Raw genomic sequence first — 24,666 nt, 5'->3', positions numbered from 1 at the left:
AAGTCTTTTGGATTACTTGAATCTTGAATTAATATGTCAGAGGTGCCACATTTAATACTTAAAAAAGAAAACAACTGACTACTTCAAAAAATAAAATCTTAGATAAAAAATAGCCTTTCTAAAAGCAATCCAAGTAATATATCAAATGTAGGCTTGTCAAATGATATTCCCATATAAATTTTAATGAAAAATAGACAATTATATTTTAGTATGCTCATGGTAGCAATTTCGATGGGAACGGCTTGGGCGATTAGAGGTCAATTCGGACATGAGCAAGGAGCTGCTTGGGCAGGTGCAATTGGTTCTTTAAGCGTTTTATTGGTCGTAAAAAGAGCAGATTGGCTATCTAAAGCAATCAGTGTAACCTTAGCAGGAGCATTGGGTTGGGGCATAGGTGGCATTATGAGCTACGGAATGGTTGTAGGATATGGTCGAGCGTCCGATTTTGTAAATGTTTATTATGGCTTATTGATGTTGTTTGTCATTGGTGGATTATATGGTTTTATCGGTGGTGGTCTTTTTGGACTTTCATTGACAAATACTGCAAAAAATCCTATAAAATGGCATAGTTTGATAATAGAAATGGTCGTTGGTGGATTGATTTTCTATTATTTTTTGATTGAAGAATTTGAATGGTTAATGACACCTCCACGCTCGGAAGTATGGGCAGGCTGCTTCGGAATGGCCGTTGCACTTACTTGGAATATGATACGAAACAAGCACTTATCTGCTTTAAGAGTGGCCATTTTTTCAGGTATCGGTGGTGGATTTGGCTTTGCATTTGGTAATTTTTTACAAGTTTTAGGGCAAGTCTCAGAAATTCATTTCAATTTCTGGAATGTCATGGAATATTCCTTGGGATTTTTTGGCGGAATTGGAATGGCTTATGGAACACTCACTTCAAAATGGGAAGAGGATGTAAATTCTCAGCCTAAATTAAGCCAACTTTTCCCGCTATTGATGCTTGTTTTGATTATTCCTTTTATTGTTTGGCAACAAACATTTGAAGTTGAACGTATTACTGAAATGCTCAACAAAATTGAAGTTTTTAATGAAAACACTTTAAATTTTACTCGATGGGGAGCGTTGTTTTTAGTGGTTATTTTGGCAGGATTTTCTGTAATGAAATACAATAATGATAATGTCAATTCTTTAGTAGAAATACGAATGCTTTTTGTTGGACTTTTTTTACTTTACATTGTTTTTAGTTTCCTCATCACTGGAGCATTTTTAAGTACCTATCGTATCGAACAGTATTTATATGTGGTCAATTTTATCCTTATTCTCTATTTTATTAGAAAAACTGAGCCTAAGTTTTTAAATGTTAGTAGCTTACCAAAAAATTGGTCACTACATATGGCTGCTGTAATAGCAATAATTGCAATTTTAGCAATCATTGCTGTAAATTCTCATGGCGAACTAAAAGGAGCAAATAAGAGATTTAATAATGACATTGTTACACCCCAATAATAGACCCTAATCTTATGAAAACCCTTACTCGACAGCTATTGTTTGGTAGTGCTTTGACCACTGTTTTTTTGGTATTTTTTCTTTTTTTTAATTGGAAAGAATCCACCTGTGAGTTGTTGATTGCAACACCTTATTTTATTGTTATTTATTTTTTGATTTTCAATTTAGGGCAGCCTGAAGTTAATCAACATATCCGTGAATATTTGCATTTAGGCAATGAAAAAGTCTTGATTTTTCCTGTTTTTCTGCTTTTTTTATTGTTTTCTTACCTAATCATTCATGGAGAAACACCTTTTGAAGGTTCTGCTGGTTTGTTTGCCTTTCTATTATTGTTTCCAGTTTTAATGTTTCTTTCCTTCAAAAAAACAAAAATTGTTTGGTCAGATTTCGTGATTTTATTGCTTTTCTTGATTCCCGCAACAATTGTTTCTTACAAAGGAAATACAAGCCTTCCATACAAAGGCAATGGTTTCAGTTCGATTTACAAAATTACTTTGATACTTTCTGCCGCTTATGCTTTTGGGGTTGTCAGAAGAATTCAAGACATTGGATTTTATCCAATTTTTAATCTAAAATTTCTCGGAATTGCTGTTTTTTCATGGCTTTCTTTTTTAGGATTTGTCTTTATTATTGGCTTAGTCTATGATTTTATCGTCCCAAATCCTTTTGAGTCTTTTTCGGTCGGAGGCATTCCTTCTGCTGTGAAAGAGTTGATTAGAGTTTTTATCGGAACGGCCTTATTTGAAGAACTTTTTTTTAGAGGTTTGATACAAAATATGTTGGCAAAAAAGATTGGTCAACAAGGAAATTGGCAAAAATATTGGTTCGTAGGTTTAGGTATTTTTTTAATTTTATCATTGATTACTGGCTATGCCCTCAACAAAGAACTCTTTTGGTTTCCCAGTCTAATTTGCATCCTTTTATTTGCAGCAGCATACTTTATTGAGAAAAAACAAGTAAGTAACTATGGAATTTATACTGCAATGGCAATCACAAGTATCTTTTTTGGCTTGGTGCATTACCATGCAGGTTCGATTATTTTTGTAGGTTTAGCCAGTGTGGCCGGTTGGGCTTATGGTTTTACATATCTCAAGACAAAGAATGTTTTTTATGCTGCTTTGGTACATACTTTGGTCAATACCTGTGAGTTTTTATTTGTTTTGGATGGTTTGAAATAAGATTATTTTTCTTTCAAAAGCGTTTGATAAACTTTTCTTACATGATCCGTTTGAATGACATCAACTTTCATTTTTACTGCTTTTTGATAAGTTTGAGGAGTATCAATAAAGCCTAAAACATCTGAGAAAACTTTGATTTTTTGTTGGTGAATGACATTTACTAAAGAATCATTAATAATTGTCCAGCGTACATCAAAAGCATAAGGTTTTAGCTTTTCTACCTTTGTAATTATCTCTTTTGGACTATCAAGGGCAGGCAAAAGTTTTGCTTTTGAATAGATTTTTTTCAAAGAAAAAAGGAAATCATCCGAGCCATAAAAAACGGCATTTTTGAGCATTTGATGTTTTGAAAGTTGCTCAATTAGAGGTTTCGCTTGTACATCTTTGCAATCAACATATAAGTTTGTTTTTCTTTGATGCTTAGCATTCCACTCAGAAATTAGCACAAGTGTTTCCTCAAGCGTAGGTATCTTTTCATTTTGAAATGCTTCTCCAAAACCTTTTCCTGCAGATAAGTTTTTGAGTTCTGCCAAATTGAAATTCTTCATTGCTCCCATGCCATTTGTTGTTCGGTTGAGGGTTCCATCATGCAAAATAAGTAATTGTCCATCTTTGCTTGTACGTACATCAATTTCGATATAATCAACGCCTATTTCTAAAACTTTCTGAAAAGTAGCAAGCGTATTTTCTGGAGCAATTTTAGAGTTACCACGATGTGCCGAAACTGCGAGATGAAATTTTTCTTTTAATAAAGCGTTTGAATCGACTTTTGATTCAAAGCTGTTTTTATGAGAAAAAGAGGAACTTTTACAAGAAGATATTTCAATAAGTAAAATTGAAAGAATTAAAAAGTGTGAGGATTTTGTGTTAAATTTCATTGAAACAAATCTTTTTTTACAGAATTTTCTATTAATAATTGCTTAAAAAAACGCTCAAGAATTTCGGAATAATCGCTTGACATTTCATTTTCACCAATGCCCGCCAATAGTTCTTCCAACTCATCTTTCGTGAGCGTATTTTTGATTAATTTATCCATTAAATATTCAGGACGTGAGCTTGACATTTTAAATTTTAGGTAAGTATTTTCATCAAAATATGCTCAAAATTCCTAAAAATGCTAAAATTATAGCACTTTTCCTGTATCTGTTGTAAATACCCTTGTACTAACTGTATATGTGCCTCCATTTGGGTCTTTGTACTTTAAATCCACATAAAACGCTTGATAACCTTTAGCAGGAAATGCTTGTGAAATCTTAATTTGTGGTAAATCTTTCAATTTTATTCCTCTACTTAGCCATAAATTATTTCTAAAATCTCTATCTGAAGAAGTAGTTGTCCAAAGCGTTGCTTCTACCAAATCAGTGGTGTTGGCATTAATAGTTAGGTCAGCAGAGATTCTTGTTTCAACCATATTCCAAGTACAAACAGGGTATTCTTTGTTCATGATTGTATTTGCAAAAAAAGCACTCAAAGCTTCAAATGCTTGTTTTCCACCTGCTAAATTATGTCCAGCATTTGGTACATAATGAATCATATTTTTTCCAGGAATTTGGTCATAATAATGCTTAATAGCATCAACTGTCCAATATTCGTCATTTGTACCGATAAAAATAATTTTTGGTACGGTCAATTTACTGCGATACGAATATGGGTCAATCATGGCAGTAATGGCTTTTCCATCTTCGGTATCAGTACCTTGTGGAATACCTAATTTTACATAATCTTCAATCTGAATGCTGTATTCGCCATAAGTTGTATATTGATAATTGAGAGTTGCAGGCATATTTAGCATGTCAATTACCATTGGTCCGATAGCTTTTACACGTTTGTCATCAATCGCTGCTGAAAGCCAAGTTGTCCAACCACGTTTTGATGCACCCGAAATCACAAAACTATTAACATCATATTTGATTTTTTGTTTGGTAAATTCTTGCACAGCATCCATTGCCCTTACTGCACTTTTCACCATCGGGAAAAGCAAAGGCCAACTATAATCTTTGTCTTGTTTGAATTGATGAAGTGTATAAGAAATTAAAGCATCCTCAGTCAAATTGCCATACAATGGCTGATTAGGTGCTTGTTTAATTAAAGCTACAATTGCTTTGTTTTTCTTGGCGGCTCCAGCCAATGTTGGCCATAAACCATCTTCTTTACTCCAATTGGGTTGTTCGTTTTTGTTTGAACCACCAGTAATAAACAATAATGCACCGTCATAAATTTTTTCTTTCGGAACAAAAATGGTCAATTGATGTCTCCAAATTGATTCTCTCCATTTTTGGGAAGTGAGCAGTAAATGGTAGGCCATTACATCGCCCACCATCGTTGAATCTTTCAATTCCCATTGATAACTGGCATCCCCGTTTGAAATATAACTTTTCAAAGCCGTTTCGGGAGTGATGACAGTTTTTGAAACTGCTTTTGTTGGAGCTACCGATTTTTGAGCGAATGAATTTGTTACAAAAAAAGTTGCACAGATTATTACGAATTTTAATAGACTACTTTTCATAGATTTTGTATTTAGTTTTATTAAATGAAGTTGATTGCAACACTATTTTTTAATTATATTTTATTTAAATATCTGATTATCAGTAATTTGTAATTGATTTTTATATGTAATTCTATATTCGTCATTCCTAACTCATCATTCCAAATTCGTAATTTATTCAGGTTTTGGACTTTCTTTTACTAATTTCAGAGCTTGTTCCATATAAATTTCAGCAGTCATTTCTCCCAAACTTGTTCGACTTACATAGTCATATCTTTTAAAGCTATTGAAATCAACTTTGGTAAGCATATAGCCAAAAGCATCGTTGGTAAGCCCAAACAAGAAAGGAAATTTTGTTGGCATATTGCGTTTGACATAGAAACCAATATTGGGCAAAGCTTCCCCAGGAATTGTTAGAATTTGAGCAGGCCCAATATTCAACAAATTGAGTTGCGTAGTTACATAATTTTCTTTTTTGAATTCATATTTCAAAGGAGATTTTTTAAGAATATACCGCATAATCTCTGAATCAATAGGTAATTCAAGGTTGCGAGAAGTACAATAAATTGGTGGATTTTCAAGAATAGGTGCTTTTTCGATGATTCTCAGAGCTTCATCGGCCAATAATTCACCAATCCTGATACATTCATTCCATGTATTGTCTTCTTTACCGCCCATGCCTTCTTTACCCAATTCTAGTCGGGTGTCAGCAGTTACCATTCCACCTTGAGCTCCATTCATGAAAAGAGCAATACCACCTACTTTTGATTCAATTCTGTCGTATAATGGCCCAATTAGATCTGGACTTAGAATTCCTCTTCCCGAACCTAATACCTCTGGATGAATGGCATAATTGACTAAAGTAGCAATCGGCTTTCCTTTATTAATTCCACTTGTTGCCACTGCCTGTATGACACCACAACGAGGGTCGTAAAGCTGTGGAGCGTAATAGTTATAAGCTATTTTCCCTTTGGCCTCATCAACGGCAATTTTTAAAGAAGCTGGTTCTAATTTTGACGTGGCTTCATTAACTGCATCTGCAATTTGTTTGACACACCAATCTAAATAATTCAGATCTGCAAATGATTTGCCCGACATATCAGGAAAACCGTAAGCATCAGGAGCACTGTGTGTGTGCGTTGCTCCGATGAGAATGTTTTCAGGAGGAATACCTTTGATTAAAGCCCGTGATTTATTTCCTAAAATTGATGACCAACCTAAATTATCAACATTGACAATGGCAATTCGGGTATTACCTCGCTCAAAAACCATTGCTCTGGCAAATAAATCGCCTTTCTTTTCTTGCACGGCTTTGGGTGTTCCGATACCCCCAGATACAGGCAATAATGGATTGGGGGTGATGACTCGAATGGCTGCTCCGACTTTCAAAGTTTGAGCATAAGTAATTGATAATGTGGATATTAGTAGTGTAAGTAGTAAAACGACTTTTCTTTTCATGTTACAATCAGAGAGGGTTGAAAGAAAAAGGATACTTAAATAAATATCCTTTTTCTAATTGAAATTTATATTACCAAGGCTTACCAGTTCCTTGCAAAACCCAAGGTTTTGACCAAGGACTATTTTTGCCATCAGCTTCTGAATAAGTTGTTGTTTCAAGTTTTCCCATCGCTGCTTCGGCATTAATTCTGTTGAGGTTTCTTTCATCAAGCATGTAGTAGAATCTTACAGGAAGTACTTTTCTGATAGAAGCTGGCCCAGTTGTTAGCTCAGGAAAACCTGTTCGTCTGTAATCAAACCAAGCTTCAGCAGCGGCTGTCCAACTTGAAATCCATTTTTGTTCAATGATTTGTTTTTGTGTTCCGTTATAAACAACATCTTTTCCAGTGATATAACTTGCATAACTACTACCAACTCCCCATGTATCAAATGATGCTTTTATAGCTGCATCATAATGCGTTTTTGCATCACCTACTGCCCAGCCTTTCCAAGCTGCTTCGGCTAAGATGAAACGTACTTCTGCTGCTGACATCAAACGAGATTTTAATAAAGGGCCTTTGGCTTGTTTATAAATATCATTAAGCCACGAAACGTGCGGATTATTGGCTGCTTGTTCAGCCGTTGGACTCAAATTATACGTTGCTCCGCCAATAATAGCCACTGGAAGGCCCACATAATCAGGGTTTGTATTTACTTCTTTTCCAAGCACTTTATCGGGCGATAAATAACGCTTGCCATTTTCAATTTTGTCAGTTCCTTTGGGTAAATTCGCATCAATGACCAATGGGATTTGTACTTTATTCGCCCAAACGCCAATACGTGGGTCTTTCAAATCTAATAATTTATTGACAAAAGTTGCACACATTTTTAGTCTTCTATAATTGGTGGCACTGGCATCATAAACTGCATTGGCTGGCCAAGAATCGTCGTTACTATTTCCTGCAAATGGCATTGCAGCATCATCAGCAATGGCTGTTATGATTGGATATAATGTGGCATTACCAACAATTTTTTCAATACCTGCTTTGGCAACATCTGGCTTTTTGCTCGAAATTCTCATATAATAACGTAAGGCGAGCGAATTTGCCAATTTTCTCCATTTAGCTGGATTTCCTTGATAATATACATCGGCTGTACCTGGAGCTCCTGTATATTCGACTGCATTTTTTGAAAGCAAAGTATTTGCTTTTTCTAAATCTGCCAAAATACCTGTATAAATTGCTTCTTGCGAATCATAAGATGGGAATGTATTGTTTGCTCCACCTACCGCACCTTTCAATGCACTCGTATAGGGTGCATCGCCCCAAAGATCAGTGATGAGTCCAAACATCATTGATTTCATCACCAATGAAATTCCTTGATGCAATTCGAGGTTTAACTCAACTGCACGGTCATATACATATTGATTGTTACGCAAAATATCATAGTGCGTTGCCCAACTTTGACTGCCACCCCATTCATAGCTATTATGACTACCGCTAAAACCATCTTTTTGCGTATGCTGCATTACACCAGCCATGTCTTGATAACCTAAGGTAACAAACACTTTTCCAGCCTCAGTCAAAACTGTTGATAAAACTAAGTTTGGATTAGCTGTCAATGGGTTTACGCCATTGGGATTAGCGTTTAGTTCGGTTAAATCCTTGCAAGAAAAAACACTACAAGAAAAGAGAACAATTAAGCTGAATATTTTGAATTGATTATTCTTCATAAAATTATTTCGTTTAAAATTTCTTAAAAAGTTAAACCAAGTTTCACACCAACAGGGATAACCCAAGGAGTTACATTATATCGCTCGATTCCTTGTTTGAACTGCGAACCACCACCTTGCAAACTTGACTCTAATTGGAAAGCAGTTTCAGGGTCGATATTAATTTTTGCTTTTGTCCAAAGAATAAAGTTTCTACTATAAACTGAAAGATTACCACTCTGAATACCCAATTTTTTCATGAATTTTTGTGGTAAATCCATTCCCAAAGAAATTTCACGAAGCTTTAGATATGAAGCATCATAAGTAAAAGCTCTTGTAAACGACCAAGCGGTACTTCCTGCAAATGGCAATGTTGTTGTGCCAGGACCTCCTAAGTTTTCTTTATAACCAGTTGGTTTGCCTTGTGCATCAAAACCAGTCGCAATTACGCCTGGAATAAATACGCCACCATGAGGAAAAGTATAAGGGCCATAAACGAATCCATAAGGGCCATATTCAGGTGTAGGACCACCCACCAACGGGAAATAATTTCCTGTGATTTTGATTAGCTTTTCTTGATTTTCTACTAAATAATCACGAAGAGCTGCACCTGTTAAACCATTTGGATTGATGAGTTTATCTAAGAATAATTGTGAACGACCATCTTCTTCGCCATAACGGTAAGTTTGCGATACAAAATCACCACCGTTCCTCCAATCGAACGACATATTTAAGCTAAATCCTTTGTAAGAAATAGAAGTCTGCATACCCATTACAAATTTAGGATTGAAATTTCCAATCTTATTTTTTGTATTTATTGCATCAATTGATTGCCATTTACCTGTTTTATCCAAAATCGGATAACCATAGTAAGGTGATTCTTTGTCTTCAACTGTTACAATTTTTGCATCGTAAATGTCACCAATTTGGTCACCAACATAAGTCCAAGCTCCACCTTTGGCATCTTGCCAAAGTGTATAATAAGGAAGGTCGTCTGATAATTCTTTAATCGTTGTTCGGTTACGAGTTAAATTGGCATTGATATCCCATCGCCAATTGGGTGTACTAATTGGCGTACCACCTAAATTAAATTCCCAACCTTTGCTAACCAATAAACCAGCATTGATGTTTTTTAAAGAATACCCTGATGATGGCGGAAGTTTGGTGCTTAAAATCTGGTTTCTGTTCTCTACCATATAATATGTCCCTGAAAAGCGAAGACGATTTTTAAACATAGTTAAGTCTAAACCAGCCTCATAAGAAGTGACAATTTCAGGTTTTAAGTCTGGAATTAACAATGTCCCAGGTGTGGAAAGGCGAGGAATTCCATCCCAAGTTCCAGCATTACCGAGCGTTCCGAGCAATTGATAAGGATTCGCATCATTACCTACTTGTGCAATACCGCCTCTTAATTTCAGCATATTTACTTGATTAGGCAATTTGACCATTTCATTGACCAATAAACTCAAGGATGCAGATGGGTAAAAATAAGAGCGATTTGCCGCAGGAAGCGTGCTTGACCAGTCATTACGAGCAGTAACATCCAAAAATATCATGTCTTTGAAACCAAAATTGGCTAAACCATAAACACTATAAATAGCTCTTTGAAACCATGTGCTATTATAATCTAAATTGGCAGGAGCAATGTTTTGAATATTGAAACTTCCTGGAACGATAAGACCTGTGCCGCTTTTGCTTGCAGTTGTAATATTTGAACCCCTTTGATAACGAGCATTTCCACCAGCCGAGAGCGATACACTAAAATGACTAATATCTTTTTTATATGTTCCCAAGAAATCAGCATTGCTTTCAAAGTTGGCAAGTTTGATGATTCCATAAGCTCCACGTGGGTCATTGGTATAGCTATTGGCTATTTTCATTTCACGGGTTTCATTATACGTATCTAATGAATACCGTCCCATCAAGCTAAATGCAGGAGTAATTTGATAATCGGCTCTGATATTTCCAAAAATACGATCTCTTACAAAACTATTATTTACTTCATTTGCCAAGAAATAAGGGTTGTTATATACTCCTTTCGACTGGGTACGTTGTTGTAAACCTTCTTGACCAGGCAACCAATAATTTTTTAATTCAAGAATATCAATGTGTGGTGAAACATTGTATGCCCATTGCAATGGATTTGTTCCACGATTGCCAGCAGGACGATTGTTAGAGTTTGAACGGCTGAAATCAAGACTATTACTCAAGCGAAGTTTATTATTTACTTTGATGGATGTATTCAAATTGATGGTATTTCTGAATAAATCTGCATTAGGAATTATACCCTTATTTTGCATATTTGAGTATGACAAACGATATGAATAAATATCAGAACTATTGGCCAATGAAATACCGTTGGTGGTGGTGATACCCGTTTGAACAAAGTTTTTAACATTATTTGGATGAGAAACCAAAGGCATGGCGATGGGTTTACCATTGGCATCGAGTGGACTATTCCATTGTACTTCTGAATAGCCTTTGTCTAATTCAGCTCCGTAAGTGGCACCCACTTCTTCTTGAATCAATTTTCCAAAAGCATTCGATAATGGATTACCAGTAATAGAAACTGGAATTGCAGAAAATTGACCTGGCCCAAATTTGGTTTGCCATTTCAAAAACTTGTAAGGTTTATCAAAAACAGTACTTGAATTGACAGAAATTGTCATTTTTTTAGCTTTAGAACCATTTTTAGTAGTAATTAGCACCACGCCATTCCCTGCACGTGATCCGTATAAAGCGGCGGCACTTGGTCCTTTCAAAATTGAAACATTTTCAATGTCATCAGGATTTAGGTTGGAAATCGAGTTACCAAAGTCAGCTCGGTTATCATTTCCTACTTGACTAATATTATTGAGTGTATTGGCAATTGGTACACCATCAACCACAAAAAGTGGTTGGTTATCGCTACTCAATGAAGTTGCTCCACGAATAACCATACTCACTGAAGAGCCTGTTCCACCTGTCGAACTTATGCTAACGCCTGCCATTTTACCCGCCATCGCATTCAGAACGTTTTCTTGGGCAACACGATTCAGCTCTTTGCCCTCAACTTTTGCAACCGAATATCCAAGCGATTTTTCTTCTCTCTTGATACCAAGAGCAGTAACTACTACTTCGTTCAATGTTTCGGTACTCAAAGCCAATGAGACATCTACTACACTTCGAGCACCAACTGGCACTTCTTGAGCCTCAAAACCTACAAAAGAAAAAATCAAGACAGGATTAGTACCACTGACTTCAATTGTATAATTTCCCGAAGCATTGCTACCTGTACCTTTTTGTGAACCTTTTAACACAACATTGACACCTGGAATAGCAGAACCATCTTCTTTTGAGGTGATTCTACCTTTTACAGTTCGAGTTTGTGCCAAAACCGTTGAAAAACATAATCCTATCACTACAGCAGTTGTTAGTAAACGCCGCAGCATTCGATGAAGAGTAAAGCTTATTATCATGGTTTTTAATAATTAAAGGATTGTTTGTAATGCTAATACTAAAAGATTGAAAGAATAGGCTATTTCTTAGAAAAAATAAATCGTGTGGATTGTGAATGTAGATAGGTAAATTAATGTAAAATTGAATAATGTAAAGAAAAGCGGGTAATTAATTATTTGATTACAAGTGTCTTTTAATATTAAGTTTTTTTTAATATTATCAAATAAATACTTCCGCTTACTTACAGGAAATCAATTAAAACTTGGGAACTTACTTTTGAACGTTATTTTTTAAATTTATTTCAAAGTGTTAAAGATAAATCAACTCTACAACGCAAAAACTGCTTTGCTTTCACTAATTGATTTTTTACAGTATTTTTTGATATTCGCATCATTTCGGCTATTTCTTGGTATGATTTACCTTCTTCAACATTAAGTTTCAGAATCATTTTACGTTTTGCAGGAAGTGTTGCCATTGCTGTTCTGAGCAAAAGAATTTTTACTTCTTCAGCGTCAGACTCATGATCATCATGATTTTGCATTTGTTGTAAATAGTGAACCTGCATTTGTTGACTACGCTCTATTTTTTTCAAATGGTCGAATGCCATGTTTCTTAGACAGGTAAATAAATAAGAATTAAAATTTAATTCTGGTTTAATTTGTTCACGACGATTCCAAATCTTAATAAATACCTCATGAAGCATATTTTCAGCTTCTTCCTCATCTTTTACAATAGACATCGTGAATCTAATACCTGGCTCTTTATAATAATTGTATAGTTGAGTAAAGGCATTACTATCACCTTGGGCTACTTTTGCAATGATATTGTCTAATGCTTCCATGAGTAATATAAAATAGTTGGTTATTGAAAAAGAGAAATCGTTTAATAATTTAAATAAATCATCTAATAGTGCAAAAATTAAAATACTAAAATCCTTCCAATTCGTATTCGTTAATTTTTGAAAAAGCTTGATTGCTGGAAAACTGAATCTTTGATTGGAAGCAATTATATGCAAAAAATACATTTGTATATAATTATGAAATAAATATACAGGGATTTTATTTAGACAACATTCGCATATTACGTAAAATAATCCTCAAATCACGCAAAGGCTTAAAATATTAACTTTTAGCTTAAATTAGACCTTGAATTGGTAATGATTTGATAAAATCATATGCAAAAAAAACTGAATTTATTAAGATTTGCTTTTTTGACAGAAGTTTAGGAGAATATTATTTTGCAGGATAAACTTTTTCTAACCATTGACTCATTGTTGAAAATACACTCATTAAGCTTTTCTTCATTTCGTGGGTTTCATTGGGATATAATTCTATTTGGGTTTGGATTCCCAAAGAAGTTAGCTTTTGGTACAAAGCTTTAGCTTGATTGACATGCACAACTTCATCGTTCTCACCATGAAAAATGATAGTAGGAACACCTGATTCTTTACTTAATTGAAAAATGGGACTGGCATCATGGGCGATTTTGGCTTTTGGATTCGATTCTCCCAAAAATTTGGTAATTGTTATATTTGCCAACTCATTATTATTCCGAACAAGCGAATCAGACAAATCAGTTGGCCCAACAATATCTATAACTGTTTTGATTTGTTTCTTTGTATCAAACGCATAGGCATAAAGCAATGCCAAATGAGCTCCTGCACTTGCCCCCAATAAGGCAAATTCGTTTTGATTATAAGCTAAACTGTCTCCTTTTTTACTTAAAAACTCAATGGCTTTTGATACATCTTCGATTTGAGCAGGAAAACGGTTGTCATTTTCTTTCACTAAGCGATAATTGATTGAAACCATACCATATCCTTTTTGAGTAACTAACATATTTATCAACGGTTTGGGTAATTGATTTTTACCACCTTTACTCCAAAAACCACCATGAATGAATATAATAAGTTTTGTTGAAGAACTATGATTTTTAGGTAGATAAATGTCTAATAAATTAGCATTTTCTGAAGCATTTCCATAGGAAAGGTTGAGGTATGAATCATAAAGAGAATCTGGTAAACACTTATTTTTTAATGAAGTATTTAAACAATACGCCGAATTACTGAGAAAAAACAATACTAAGACGATAATTATTGCTACTTTGGATAAATTAATTTTCATAAGTCAATGCTCTAAATGAATTCAAAAATCATACTTACTAAATCTTACTTTGTACTACTGATGGCTCAGATTTATTTAATAAATTATTTTCACTCAATAGTACTGAATCATTAAAATTGAGTATTTATAAAAACACCTTACAATTTTAATCTTATAAACAGTTAATCAATGAAAAGCTTTAAATTACAATTATTAATAGTTGTTCTGTTTATTTTCAAATCTTGGCAAGTTCAAGCACAAACCGAACAAACCTATGCCGAAAAATTAGGTTTTCCTAAAGGAAAAAAGGTTGTCATTTTTCACGTAGATGATTGCGGAATGTCATATTCTTCTAATCAAGGTGCAATCAAATCGCTTGAAAAAGGCATCGCTACCTCATGTAGCATTATGATGCCTTGTCCGTGGGCAGCGAGTTTTATCAATTATATTCAAAAAAATAGACCTAATACCGATGCTGGACTTCATCTAACACTAACTTCTGAATGGAAAGAATATCGTTGGACGCCTCTTTCAGGTTTTATGAATGTGCCAGGACTTTGCGATAAAGAAGGTTGTATGTGGCGTGGAGTTGAAGAAGTTATCAAAAACTCGAATCCTGATGAAATTGAGAAAGAAATTAGAACGCAGGTAGAACGAGCTTTGCGAATGGGCCTAAAACCAACACACCTTGATTCGCACATGGGGACACTTTTTGCCTATCCACCTTTTGTTGAAAAATATATTAAAGTTGGCATTGAATATGGCATACCTGTGATGTTTCCCGGTGGAAATAATAAATTATTGTATGAATGTATCAATCAGCCTTTTATAAAAAAAATGAAAGCTGAAGGCAAATGGGTAGAAGGCATGAAATTGCCACAAACTTCTTATGGACTGACAAATATGGCTACGGAATCAAAGAAAATTGGCGAAAGGTTATGGAATGCGGGTTTGCCAGTTCTCGATGATTTGCATTCGATTAGTGGAGATTGGAGACCAGAAGGAAATCCAACTCCCGAAGAATGGGGAAAATATAAAGCTCAAAAATTTATTGAAACACTCAAAAGTATGCAACCTGGTGTAGCAATGATGATTGTACATAGCAGCGATATTACCGAAGAATTCAAGCAAATCAGTGCTTCGGGAGGCTCACGATTGGCCGATATGAATTCGATGCTCAACCCTGAATTGAAAGCATATATTGAATCAGAAGGAATCATTCTTACAACTTTCCGTGAATTGATGGAAAGACGTAAAAACGTTAAATAAAGACATTATGAAGAAAATATTTTTAATTTTAATCATTCATTTGTTGACTTTACCAGTCATTTTTGCTCAAAACAAAGCAATTATTAATTCAATACTTATTTTTCCTGTCCAAGAAAAACATGTTCATGCCAGTAGTATTGTGAGTTTGCCTAATGGAGATTTTTTGACAGTTTGGTTTTATGGCAGTGGTGAACGAACTTCTGATGATGTAAAACTGATGGGAGCAAGACTCGAAAAAGGTAAAACTACTTGGAGTGAACCTTTTTTGATGGCCGATACACCCAATATTCCTGACTGTAATCCTGTACTTTTTTTGAATAAAGAAAATAAACTTTTCTTGGTTTGGATTGCTGTACAAGCAAATAAATGGGAACAATCTATTTTACGTTTCAGAACTTCAACTGATTATTTGAAATCAGGCTCCCCAGTTTGGAATTGGCAAGACAATATTTTGCTCAAACCCGAAGATAATTTTGGTAAGGAAGTAACCAAAAAATTCAAAGACTTACCAGAAAGCAAGAAAGGTTGGGCTGGTTATGCACAAAAATATGATGATATGATTATTACAGCTTCCAATGATGCAACCAAAAGAAGTATTGGTTGGATGACAAGAATAAAGCCTCTTTTAATGGAGAATGGAAGAATTGTTTTACCATTGTATTCTGATGGTTTTAATATGTCATTGATGGCCATTTCTGACGATAATGGAATTTCATGGCGACCAAGTTTACCTGTTGTTGGACGTGGCCCAATTCAGCCAGCAGTTGTTCAGAAAAAGAATGGGAATTTGGTTGCACTGATGCGAGACAGTGGTGATGAACCCTCTCGGGTACATTATAGTGAATCAAGCGATAAAGGTGAAAGTTGGTCGGCTACAACAAAAACAACAATTCCAAATACAGCGAGTGTAGAACTCTTAGTTTTACAAGATGGTCGTTGGGCTTTTCTGGGAAATGATATTGATGATGGACGTTATCGTTTGAGCCTTTTTCTTTCTGATGATGAAGGTAAAACGTGGAAATGGAAAACTCGTCTCGAAAATGTAGAGCCAAATAAGGGTAGTTTTTCTTACCCATGTTTGATTCAAACAAAAGATGGGTTGCTGCATATCACTTACTCGTATCATGCCGAAAAAGATAAAAAATCTATTAAATATGTCGTAGTAAATCCTCAAAAAATTGAAGTAGAATAATAAAGTAGAACGGATTTTCGAATCTGTTCAATTGCAAGATTTAAAAATACACTATCATCATAGCTACAAGAATGAAAACCGCTCAATACCAATTAATTATCTTATTATGTGTTGCTCTTAGTCAAACTTTCGGGCAAACCAAGCAACCCGTTTATCAAGATAAGCCATATTTACAAGATTTTAGCATAAAATACTACTCAAAAGATGTCAATACTCAATTAAATGAAGCCTATGCTGACCGAAATGGAAATATTAAAATCTATTCATCAGCAGGTTTATTAGTCCCGCATGATGGACAGTTTTTATATGCTGGTACTTTGCTTCCTGATAAAACTTATCGTACTATTCAGGACAAAAAAATAAGTTCGATTGGTAGTTATGAAAACCAATTTGTGTTTTTAGACAATAAAACAGTTTTTAGCAATGCTTGGGCAGGGACATTGTTTTCAAAGCATGAATTGCCCAGTGCAAAACTTTTTGTTGGTGGCGAAAACTTTACCTTTTTAATTTCAGATGGAAAAAGTATTCATTTATTAAAAGATTCTAAAACACTTTGGAATGGTGATTTGTCGGGCGATGAGATACAAGAAATTAGATTTCAAAAATCTGCTAATCTTTTCTGGGTTTTAGGAAAACAATCGCTTTACAGTTTTTCTCCAATTACTCAAAAAATCACAAAAGTGTTTGAAGGCTCAAATCTAACGGCATTTGACCTTTCTTTTGATAATAAAAAAGCACTTATAGGTACAAAAGATGGTTATTTAGAATTCGATATTACCACAAAAAAACAAATAGGGGAGAAGCATCTAAAACTTCCAGTGACCGAAATAACAGCTATAAAAACGATCAATGATAAAGTTTGGTTTGGCACAAGCAATGGTGCTTTTGCTTTGCGGACTGATGGCAAATTTGATTATTACAATGGCGAACGTTGGTTGCCAAGCAATAAAGTAAAACATATTTCAGAAGGACCAAATAATTCAGTTTTGATTTTGACAAAAGCAGGTTTGGCTCAAATTAACTTCAAAAGTATGACACTTCATGAAAAAGCAATGTTTTTTGAAGAACAGGTAAGAAGTAGGCATATCAGAAATGGATTCAATGCTTCTTTGGATAATATGGAAAAAGGGAATCTTTCAACAGGCTATTTGGCTGATTCGGACAATGATGGCCTTTGGACTTCCATGTACTTGGGTGGTGAAATTTTTAGATATGCTGTTACAAAAGAACCTGATGCCTTGCAAAATTGCCGTGAAGCTTTGGATGCGATGGAGCGACTTTATACTGTGAATGGCATTCCTGGCTTCCCTTCAAGGTCGTTTGAAAGAAGAGGATTTATTGAGAAACTTTCTGACCCTGAGCGTTGGCAACATTCACCTGAAGGCGAATGGGATTGGAAATCTACGACCAGTAGTGATGAGGTAATCGGACATATTTTTGCTTTTGGAGCAATGGCAGAATTAATCAATGACCCAACCATTAAAAAACGCTCGATTACTCTGATTGATACTTTGATGGCTCATATTGTCAAAAACAATTATTACATGATTGATTATGATGGAAAACCAACTACTTGGGGGCGTTGGAATCCTGAATATGTGAATGCTTTCCCAACCAACGTGGGCGACCGAAAACTCAATTCTTCTAATATTATTGCGATGCTCCAAACGGCCTATCATTTTACTAAAAAGCCAATTTATAAAGAGAAAGCTTTTGAATTAATGAAAAAATACGGCTATTTTGAAAACTTAATGCGTTCGATGAAACAAATTGGTTATGCTCCTGCCGACGCCGATGAACATAGCAAAAAAATGTCAGATGCTTGGAATCATTCTGATGATGAAATGTATTTTGTAGGCTATTGGGGCTTATATCGTTATGCTTTGAATGATACGCTCAAAGCACATTTCAAAAAAGCCATTATTGATCATTGGGAGGCTGAACGCCCAGAAAAAGAAGGGGCGTGGAATATTTTCACGGCATTGACAGGAACAAACAATTTTGATTTAAACGAAGCTGCTTGGTATTTGCGTGAGCATCCCCTCGATTTGATTGATTGGCAAATTATGAATAGCCATCGCAAAGATATTGATAAATTAGTCACTAATTTCCGTAGTCAAACCATCAGAGAAGTTTTGCCACCCGATGAAAGACCGATTCAGCGACATAATGGAAACATGTTTAATTTAGACCGTAAAGGAAGCAATGGTACTTCCGAACATAGTGCTGGTGATATTTGGCTTTTACCTTATTGGCTCGGAAGATATTTAGGTGTTATCAGTCCACCGATGAAATGATTTTTTTAATAAAACAATGAAATATGTACTTTTAGGTATCGCTTTTCAATTTTTGATTTTTGGCTGTAAAACAATGAAAGAGTTTCCAGAAAAGCAAATCACACATGATTTGACTTATAACCATGATTTAGATAATAATGATAATTTTTCGCCTGATAATCAATGGTTGGTCTATGATACTCGTACCGATGATGAGGGAATAGCTGCATCAGCTAAAATTGAGAAAGTAAACATCAAAACAGGTGAAAAAAAAGTACTTTATCAAATCAAAAACAATCAAATTTGGGGGCCAGGAGTAGGGGCGGTGAGTTATTCACCCGTTGAAAATGCGGTAGTTTTTATTCATGGATTAAAAAATATCACAGAGAAAAATCCTTATCAACAATGGCGACGTACAGGCGTAATTATTGATGAAACCAATATTGAAAAGCCTATTTTCATGGATGCTCGTGATATTGATTTTCCCTATATCAGAGGAGCTTTGCGTGGAGGTACGCACCGTCACGAATTTAGTGGAGATGGCAAATGGATTGGTTTTACCTACAATGATGCCATTATGAAAGCCTTGGAAGATTCTACTCGTGAAAAGCATAATTTACGAACCATTGGTGTTTCAAAAAAAATAAGCCAAGTCAATGTAAAATCAGACGAAAATGGTGAGAAAGTTTCAGGAGAATGGTTCAGTGCTTTGGTTGTTCGAGTTGTAGCAAATCCAAAATTAGGTTCGGATGAAATTAGCCATGCGGCAGGCGATAGTTGGGTTGGGAAAAATGGTTATTTAAAAGAAAATGGCACTCGACAAATAGCCAGAGCATTTATAGGAACAGTAAGAGATAAAAATGGCAAAAGTGTTGATGAAGTTTATATTGTTGACATTCCAGAAAAAATAGAAATTGAAGGCGATTTTGGAGCTTTGGAAGGAACAAAAACAGATTTGCCAATGCCACCCAAAGGTGCAAGTCAGCAAAGGCTTACTTTTACTGCCGAAACGCCACAAGCGGGTTGCGTAGGAATTGTTCGTTCATCACCTGATGGTGATTTGTTAGCTTTTCTTGCCAAAGACAAATATGGCATTCGGCAAGTATTTACAATATCTCCAAAAGGCGAAGGTTTAACTCAGCTTACTTTTCATCGAACTGATGTGGATGGAAGTATTCGTTGGCATCCAAATGGCAAAAGTGTATTTTATATTTGGAATGGGAGTATCAATCGTTGTGATATTGGAAACGAAACCTTTGAAAAAAGATTTAAGCAAATTACTAAGCCAAGCATTCCTGCTCCATCTAACTTAGTTGTTTCGCATGATGGTAAAATAATCGCATTTAATCGAGTTCTAACCATTGACAATAATAAAACATCAAAGCAAATCTTTGTTGTAGACGTGTCTAAATAGTACATTTTTAAAGTAGTAATATTCAGCCTTAATTATAAAAATTTATTACATGAACAAATTACCCAAAGGATTATGGCCGGTAATGATTACGCCTTTTACCACAAGTAATCACATTGACTTAGAAGGTTTAGAAAGCTTGACAAATATGTATTTGGAAGCAGGTGCTAATGGTATGTTTGCCAATTGTTTGTCGAGTGAAATGTACCAACTTACTTCCGAAGAACGCCTGTTTTTGACAAGTAATGTGGTAAAGTTATGTGAAGACAAAGTGCCAGTTGTTGCCACAGGGACATTCAGTAGAGATATTACTACAAATAGCGAATTTATTAAAAAAATTTACGATACAGGTGTAGATGCTGTTATTTTAATCACCAGTCTTTTAGTAGAACCTGATGAAAATGAGGATATTTTGAAGGCTCGTTTGGAGCAAATAATGGCCGAAACTGGCAATATTCCTTTAGGAGTTTATGAATGTCCTGTGCCTTATAAACGATTGTTAAGCCCAGCAATCATGCAATGGATGGCTTCTACTGAAAGATTTATTTACCATAAAGATACCAGTTGTAATTCTCTATCATTAGCAAAAAAAGCTTCTGCTGTTGAGGGTACTAACTTTGGTGTTTATAATGCCGATACTTCCACAGCACTTGATTCGCTGGATTCTGGTTCGAGGGGTATTTCACCCATTTCAGCAAATTTTTACCCTGAGCCTTATTCTTATTTATTGAAAGAATATTTTACTAATGGCCGAACAAAAGAATTGAATCGTTTACACGCATTTTTAACCATGATGGATAGGGTTACGCATTCATTTTACCCTTACGCTGCCAAGCTTTTCTTGCAAAAAAGAGGCTTAAAAATCGAAACAAATACTCGTATTCCAACGGAAACTTTGACCAATGTAGATAATATTCGAATAAATGCTTTGATGGATTCTTTCAAAGCATTGGCTGAAATGTATGATTTTAAGTTGGTTTTATAAAAGTAGGCTGATGAGATTGAGAAGAATATCTCGCAATATTCTTCTCAATTTCATCAACTTTTTTAACAACAGCCACCACCATCATAAAACCAAGTAGAATTGGAAATATAAATATCGTCACGGCTCAAAGCGGCTAATGCACCAGCGGTTTTATCACAAACTGCCAATGGTTGATTCTGAAGTAGTATATGCCCTTTTTGATCATCAAAACAATCTTCATTGCCGAAATAAATAGCGGTTTTACCAGTAAATACACAAGGGCCATCATCAGGCATTGGGTCTTTGATGGCACAAACTTCTACTGATTCGATAAATATCAACTCGTTAGTTGGATAATGATTAGGCGAAAGGACACGATAAGCACGTTTGGCCCGAATTTCAACTGTACCAAAGCCTACATCTGTAATCATTTTAATATAATCTTTTAAGGGAATTGAGCCAGTGAGGCACAAAGCTCGCAATCGTTCATCGTTGCGAAGTTCATCAGACATTTCATAGTCACAGATTGGGTCAGACATTACAAGCCTTCCTCGTGGCTTTAACACTCTGTACATTTCTGCTAAAGCTAATTTTAGATCTTCGGTCTTGAAAATATTGAATAAACAGTTTTGAGCTGCTACATCAATTGTTTCATCTTCTACTGGCAAATGAAGAGCATTTCCTTTGCGAATATCAATAAAATCTTTGCTAAACCAGTCGTTCAAACGTTCAGCCTCATTCATGTTCTCTTTGCAAGCCGCCAACATTTCGTCCACAATGTCAATTCCTACAACACCACCTTTTTGGCGACTAAAATAAGAAAATTGTAATAATTCCATCCCTCCGCCAATACCGACATATAATACAGTTGGGTTATTGACCAAATCACGAGGATTGACCGTGCTACCACAACCATAGTTCATTTGTTCCATAATTTTAGGCATTGTCAAACCTGGTAATGCCCAAACAGGAGTAGTAGTGCAACACAAACCTACATCTGGCTTTTCGGCTGCTTGTTTATAAACATCAATAGTTGTTTCTAAATAACTTTCCATTTTATTAGATTTAGGCTTTTAGCATTTAGCTATTAGCTTTTTTTAGAATAATAATTTATTTAAAGTGATTCAAATAGCCAATCGCTAAAAGCTAACAGCATTTAAGCTACTTCACCACCACAAGAACTTCCTGCTCCTGCCGTACAGGCATAACAATGTTGATTGATTATTACCGAACGATTACTAAGTTCATCGAAGTCAAAATCTCTTAAATGTTTGGCTTTTGCATCTACTTTCAAATCAAGCATTTGATTGAAATCACAATCGTAAAGATAGCCATCCCAACCAATTGAAAGGGTATTTCGGCACATCACATTTGCCGCTGCCACAGGATTGTAGGCTTCTACAAGTTTGTCCATATAAGCCCCATAATTGCCACTAACAAGCAAATAGTCGAGAAAACGACTGACAGGAATATTGGTAATTGCAAAAAGTGAATTGAACTCGATATTGAATTTGGTTTTCAAAACTCTTTTAAATTCCTTCTCCAAACCAGCTTGCCCAGAAGGTAAAAAAGCACCCGACGGATTATAAACTAAATTGAGAATCAACCCACTTCCTTCTTTGCCATAACCTACTTCGTTGAGCATTTGCAAAGCCTTAATTGAGTCATCAAAAACACCATCACCACGTTGAGAATCAGTACGAGAAGCACTTGTGGCAGGTAAAGAAGAAACCACTTCTATTTTGTGTTTTTTGAAGAATTGAGGTAAATCATGATACTTTGGATTTGCCAAAATAATAGTCAAATTACAACGAACAATAATTTTAATCTCATTATCAACCGCACGAATATTTTCAATAAACCAACGAAAATCATTGTTCATTTCAGGAGCTCCACCAGTCAAATCTAAGGTTGTAAACTTGTGTTTTTTCAAAATGTCAATGCAAAGTTGCATCGTTTCTTGTGTCATTATTTCCTTGCGGTCAGGCCCAGCATCTACGTGGCAGTGTTTGCAAACTTGGTTACACATTTTGCCAACGTTTATCTGAAAAATCTCCAGTTTTGTTGGTTTTAATGGAAATAAACCAATATCCTCTAATTTTTCACGAAAAAGCGGTAGTTTCTTGCCAATTTTTTCATCGTCATTCAATATTTTTAATTGAAATGCCGAGTCGCCCAATTCATTTTTTTGAGCTTTAAGTGATTTTACTGGATTCATTAATTAATGTTGAATGATAGAATAAGTGAAAACTTGAAATAGAATTGTTCTTTAACTGTGGCGAATTTTATTATTCATTCTATTACTGACTCATCAAAAAAATATTTTTTTACATCATCAATTCTTTAGCCTTGTTGATCATTTGGACGCTATGTACGAGTGTTACACCAGCAGCAAGTGCAGCGGTTACATGAACAGCTTCCATCAATTCATCTTCCGAGCAACCTTTTGAAATAGTGTCGGCTGTATAGGCATCAATACAATAAGGACATTTAAGAGCATGAGCTACGGCAAGGGCAATCAAAGATTTTTCTCGTTCGCTCAATGCTCCATCTTTGAAGGTTTCTCCATAGTAATTGAAAAATTTTGCTGCTAAATCCTTGCCACCAAATTCGCCAATTTTACCAAACTTCGCTAAATCTTCAGGGTTATAATATGTGTTCATAAGTGTTTTTTTTAGATATTTTTGAGTTATTTTAAATGCTTCTATTAAGCATTTGTTATGAGTGATTTTGCTTCTTTTAATAAATCAACTCTTTTCTCAAGAGAAAGAGTTAGTGGTAATTGTGCTATACCTATAATTCTTCGCATGATTTCTACTCCGATGAATTGATTTAGTAGTATTTCATTAAAATCATCCGATTTTTTATAATTAGTAATTGCCAATTCAATCGTTTTTTGGCTTTGTTCACTCATTTTTAAGTGAGCAATCAAAACACCTAAATCAAATTCTGCGTAGCCATAAAAACAAAATTCTGGGTCGATTATTTTTACTCCACGATTGGATCTCAAAAAACTTCCTAAATAATAATCGCCGTGCAATAAGTAATTGCCATCAGACAAATAAACTTCACCTAAATTCTTTACAATATTCTTAAAATCTCTATCGGTTTTATATTCCATTGCTACTTTTTGCAAGCCTTTTAATATATTATCAAGATCAAAACCATTTTCTTCCATCAATGGATAGATAAAAATATGTTCATGATTTAAGGCACGCATTGCCCGATTCGCAAATATCGGATTCGGAGTTTCACTTCTAAAACTGCGATGTAATTCACTGAGATATTCAATTATTGAAGTAATCTCATCTGTTGAAATTTGCTGCTTGGACTTGTATAAATTTGTAAAGTCATTTGCTAAACCAAGATCTTGCGTGACGATGATATTATTCACTTCATCTATGCCAAAAATGTCTGGCATAAAAGAATGTAGTTTTTTGTTCGTTTGAGTAAATTCATAGAATTTGCCTTCGGTTATGGCTCTTTCGACTGGAGCAGCAATCGAAGGATATTTTTCTACATAATCTCTTGATTGTTTGATAATAAAAGTTTTACCTGTTGATATATAAACCCGAAGTGTAAAGTTCATATTCCCATTGCCAGGCTTTTCTGCTTTGATCACTTCTTCATTTTCCGAAATCCAGTTTTTAGAATGAAGATATGTTTTGAGTATATTTAAATTATCGGATAGTAACATTAGAGGTATTTGTCAAAAAAATAAAACATACCACGC

General features: G+C 35.0%; 19 protein-coding genes. 7 read left to right on the top strand and 12 right to left on the bottom strand.

All coding sequences use genetic code 11. The features are described 5' to 3' along the window. The first annotated feature begins 183 nt into the window (after window positions 1-183). On the top strand, window positions 184-1,470 hold the full coding sequence (locus ACQUQZ_RS14470) for a photosystem II biosynthesis protein (protein ID WP_435355723.1): 1,287 nt from the start codon (window positions 184-186) through the stop codon (window positions 1,468-1,470). Window positions 1,471-1,484: 14 nt separating this feature from the next. Further along, a complete protein-coding gene (locus ACQUQZ_RS14465; RefSeq protein WP_435355722.1) occupies window positions 1,485-2,648 on the top strand; it encodes a CPBP family glutamic-type intramembrane protease in 1,164 nt (387 codons plus the stop codon). A gap of 2 nt (window positions 2,649-2,650) precedes the next feature. Here the strand turns inward: ACQUQZ_RS14465 and ACQUQZ_RS14460 are convergent, their stop codons facing one another. From ACQUQZ_RS14460 to ACQUQZ_RS14425, 8 genes are all read right to left on the bottom strand, one after another. Further along, complete coding sequence (locus tag ACQUQZ_RS14460) at window positions 2,651-3,526, bottom strand: glycerophosphodiester phosphodiesterase (protein ID WP_435355721.1); 876 nt, start codon at window positions 3,524-3,526, stop codon at window positions 2,651-2,653. Beyond that, on the bottom strand, window positions 3,523-3,711 hold the full coding sequence (locus ACQUQZ_RS14455) for a hypothetical protein (RefSeq protein ID WP_435355720.1): 189 nt from the start codon (window positions 3,709-3,711) through the stop codon (window positions 3,523-3,525). The genes ACQUQZ_RS14460 and ACQUQZ_RS14455 overlap by 4 nt, the downstream gene beginning before the upstream one ends. 60 nt (window positions 3,712-3,771) lie before the next feature. Then, the gene (locus ACQUQZ_RS14450) at window positions 3,772-5,154 is read right to left on the bottom strand and encodes a PhoPQ-activated pathogenicity-related family protein (protein ID WP_435355718.1); all 1,383 of its coding nucleotides are present in this window, start codon (window positions 5,152-5,154) and stop codon (window positions 3,772-3,774) included. 153 nt (window positions 5,155-5,307) lie between these two features. After that, window positions 5,308-6,591: a hypothetical protein gene (locus tag ACQUQZ_RS14445; RefSeq protein WP_435355716.1), complete on the bottom strand. Its 1,284-nt coding sequence runs from the start codon at window positions 6,589-6,591 to the stop codon at window positions 5,308-5,310. 70 nt (window positions 6,592-6,661) lie between these two features. Further along, window positions 6,662-8,302, bottom strand: a complete 1,641-nt coding sequence (locus ACQUQZ_RS14440; RefSeq protein ID WP_435355714.1) for a SusD/RagB family nutrient-binding outer membrane lipoprotein — start codon at window positions 8,300-8,302, stop codon at window positions 6,662-6,664. 23 nt (window positions 8,303-8,325) lie between these two features. Beyond that, window positions 8,326-11,739, bottom strand: coding sequence for a SusC/RagA family TonB-linked outer membrane protein (locus tag ACQUQZ_RS14435; protein ID WP_435355712.1), 3,414 nt, complete (start codon window positions 11,737-11,739; stop codon window positions 8,326-8,328). Window positions 11,740-12,020: 281 nt separating this feature from the next. Then, the gene (locus tag ACQUQZ_RS14430; protein WP_435355711.1) at window positions 12,021-12,560 is read right to left on the bottom strand and encodes an RNA polymerase sigma factor; all 540 of its coding nucleotides are present in this window, start codon (window positions 12,558-12,560) and stop codon (window positions 12,021-12,023) included. A 391-nt stretch (window positions 12,561-12,951) separates the two neighbouring features. Beyond that, entirely contained in the window at window positions 12,952-13,842 is an 891-nt protein-coding gene (locus ACQUQZ_RS14425; RefSeq protein WP_435355710.1) for an alpha/beta hydrolase fold domain-containing protein, read from the bottom strand. Between the two features lie 168 nt (window positions 13,843-14,010). On the opposite strand from ACQUQZ_RS14425, the gene ACQUQZ_RS14420 reads away from it, so the two are divergent. The 5 genes from ACQUQZ_RS14420 (at window position 14,011) to ACQUQZ_RS14400 (ending at window position 20,954) form a co-directional block, all read left to right on the top strand. Further along, on the top strand, window positions 14,011-15,090 hold the full coding sequence (locus ACQUQZ_RS14420) for a polysaccharide deacetylase family protein (protein WP_435355708.1): 1,080 nt from the start codon (window positions 14,011-14,013) through the stop codon (window positions 15,088-15,090). A 7-nt stretch (window positions 15,091-15,097) separates the two neighbouring features. Next, on the top strand, window positions 15,098-16,282 hold the full coding sequence (locus tag ACQUQZ_RS14415) for a sialidase family protein (RefSeq protein WP_435355706.1): 1,185 nt from the start codon (window positions 15,098-15,100) through the stop codon (window positions 16,280-16,282). Between the two features lie 71 nt (window positions 16,283-16,353). Further along, the gene (locus ACQUQZ_RS14410; protein WP_435355705.1) at window positions 16,354-18,579 is read left to right on the top strand and encodes a hypothetical protein; all 2,226 of its coding nucleotides are present in this window, start codon (window positions 16,354-16,356) and stop codon (window positions 18,577-18,579) included. A 16-nt stretch (window positions 18,580-18,595) separates the two neighbouring features. Next, the gene (locus ACQUQZ_RS14405; RefSeq protein ID WP_435355704.1) at window positions 18,596-19,972 is read left to right on the top strand and encodes a DUF3748 domain-containing protein; all 1,377 of its coding nucleotides are present in this window, start codon (window positions 18,596-18,598) and stop codon (window positions 19,970-19,972) included. A gap of 49 nt (window positions 19,973-20,021) precedes the next feature. Beyond that, on the top strand, window positions 20,022-20,954 hold the full coding sequence (locus tag ACQUQZ_RS14400; protein WP_435355703.1) for a dihydrodipicolinate synthase family protein: 933 nt from the start codon (window positions 20,022-20,024) through the stop codon (window positions 20,952-20,954). A 62-nt stretch (window positions 20,955-21,016) separates the two neighbouring features. On the opposite strand, the gene arsM is transcribed toward ACQUQZ_RS14400, so the two are convergent. From arsM to ACQUQZ_RS14380, 4 genes are all read right to left on the bottom strand, one after another. Then, on the bottom strand, window positions 21,017-21,988 hold the full coding sequence (gene arsM, locus ACQUQZ_RS14395; RefSeq protein WP_435355701.1) for an arsenosugar biosynthesis arsenite methyltransferase ArsM: 972 nt from the start codon (window positions 21,986-21,988) through the stop codon (window positions 21,017-21,019). Window positions 21,989-22,089: 101 nt separating this feature from the next. Then, complete coding sequence (arsS, locus tag ACQUQZ_RS14390) at window positions 22,090-23,151, bottom strand: arsenosugar biosynthesis radical SAM (seleno)protein ArsS (protein ID WP_435355700.1); 1,062 nt, start codon at window positions 23,149-23,151, stop codon at window positions 22,090-22,092. A gap of 109 nt (window positions 23,152-23,260) precedes the next feature. After that, window positions 23,261-23,596 (bottom strand): arsenosugar biosynthesis-associated peroxidase-like protein, encoded by a 336-nt coding sequence (locus ACQUQZ_RS14385; RefSeq protein WP_435355699.1) that lies wholly within the window; start codon window positions 23,594-23,596, stop codon window positions 23,261-23,263. Window positions 23,597-23,640: 44 nt separating this feature from the next. After that, window positions 23,641-24,630, bottom strand: a complete 990-nt coding sequence (locus ACQUQZ_RS14380) for a phosphotransferase (protein ID WP_435355698.1) — start codon at window positions 24,628-24,630, stop codon at window positions 23,641-23,643. Window positions 24,631-24,666: the final 36 nt, after the last annotated feature.

Source organism: Emticicia sp. SJ17W-69 (assembly GCF_051209875.1).
In the GTDB taxonomy this organism is placed as follows: domain Bacteria; phylum Bacteroidota; class Bacteroidia; order Cytophagales; family Spirosomataceae; genus Emticicia.
The sequence above is the reverse complement of the archived record's forward strand: the minus strand, read 5'-3'. Positions and strand labels throughout refer to the sequence as shown.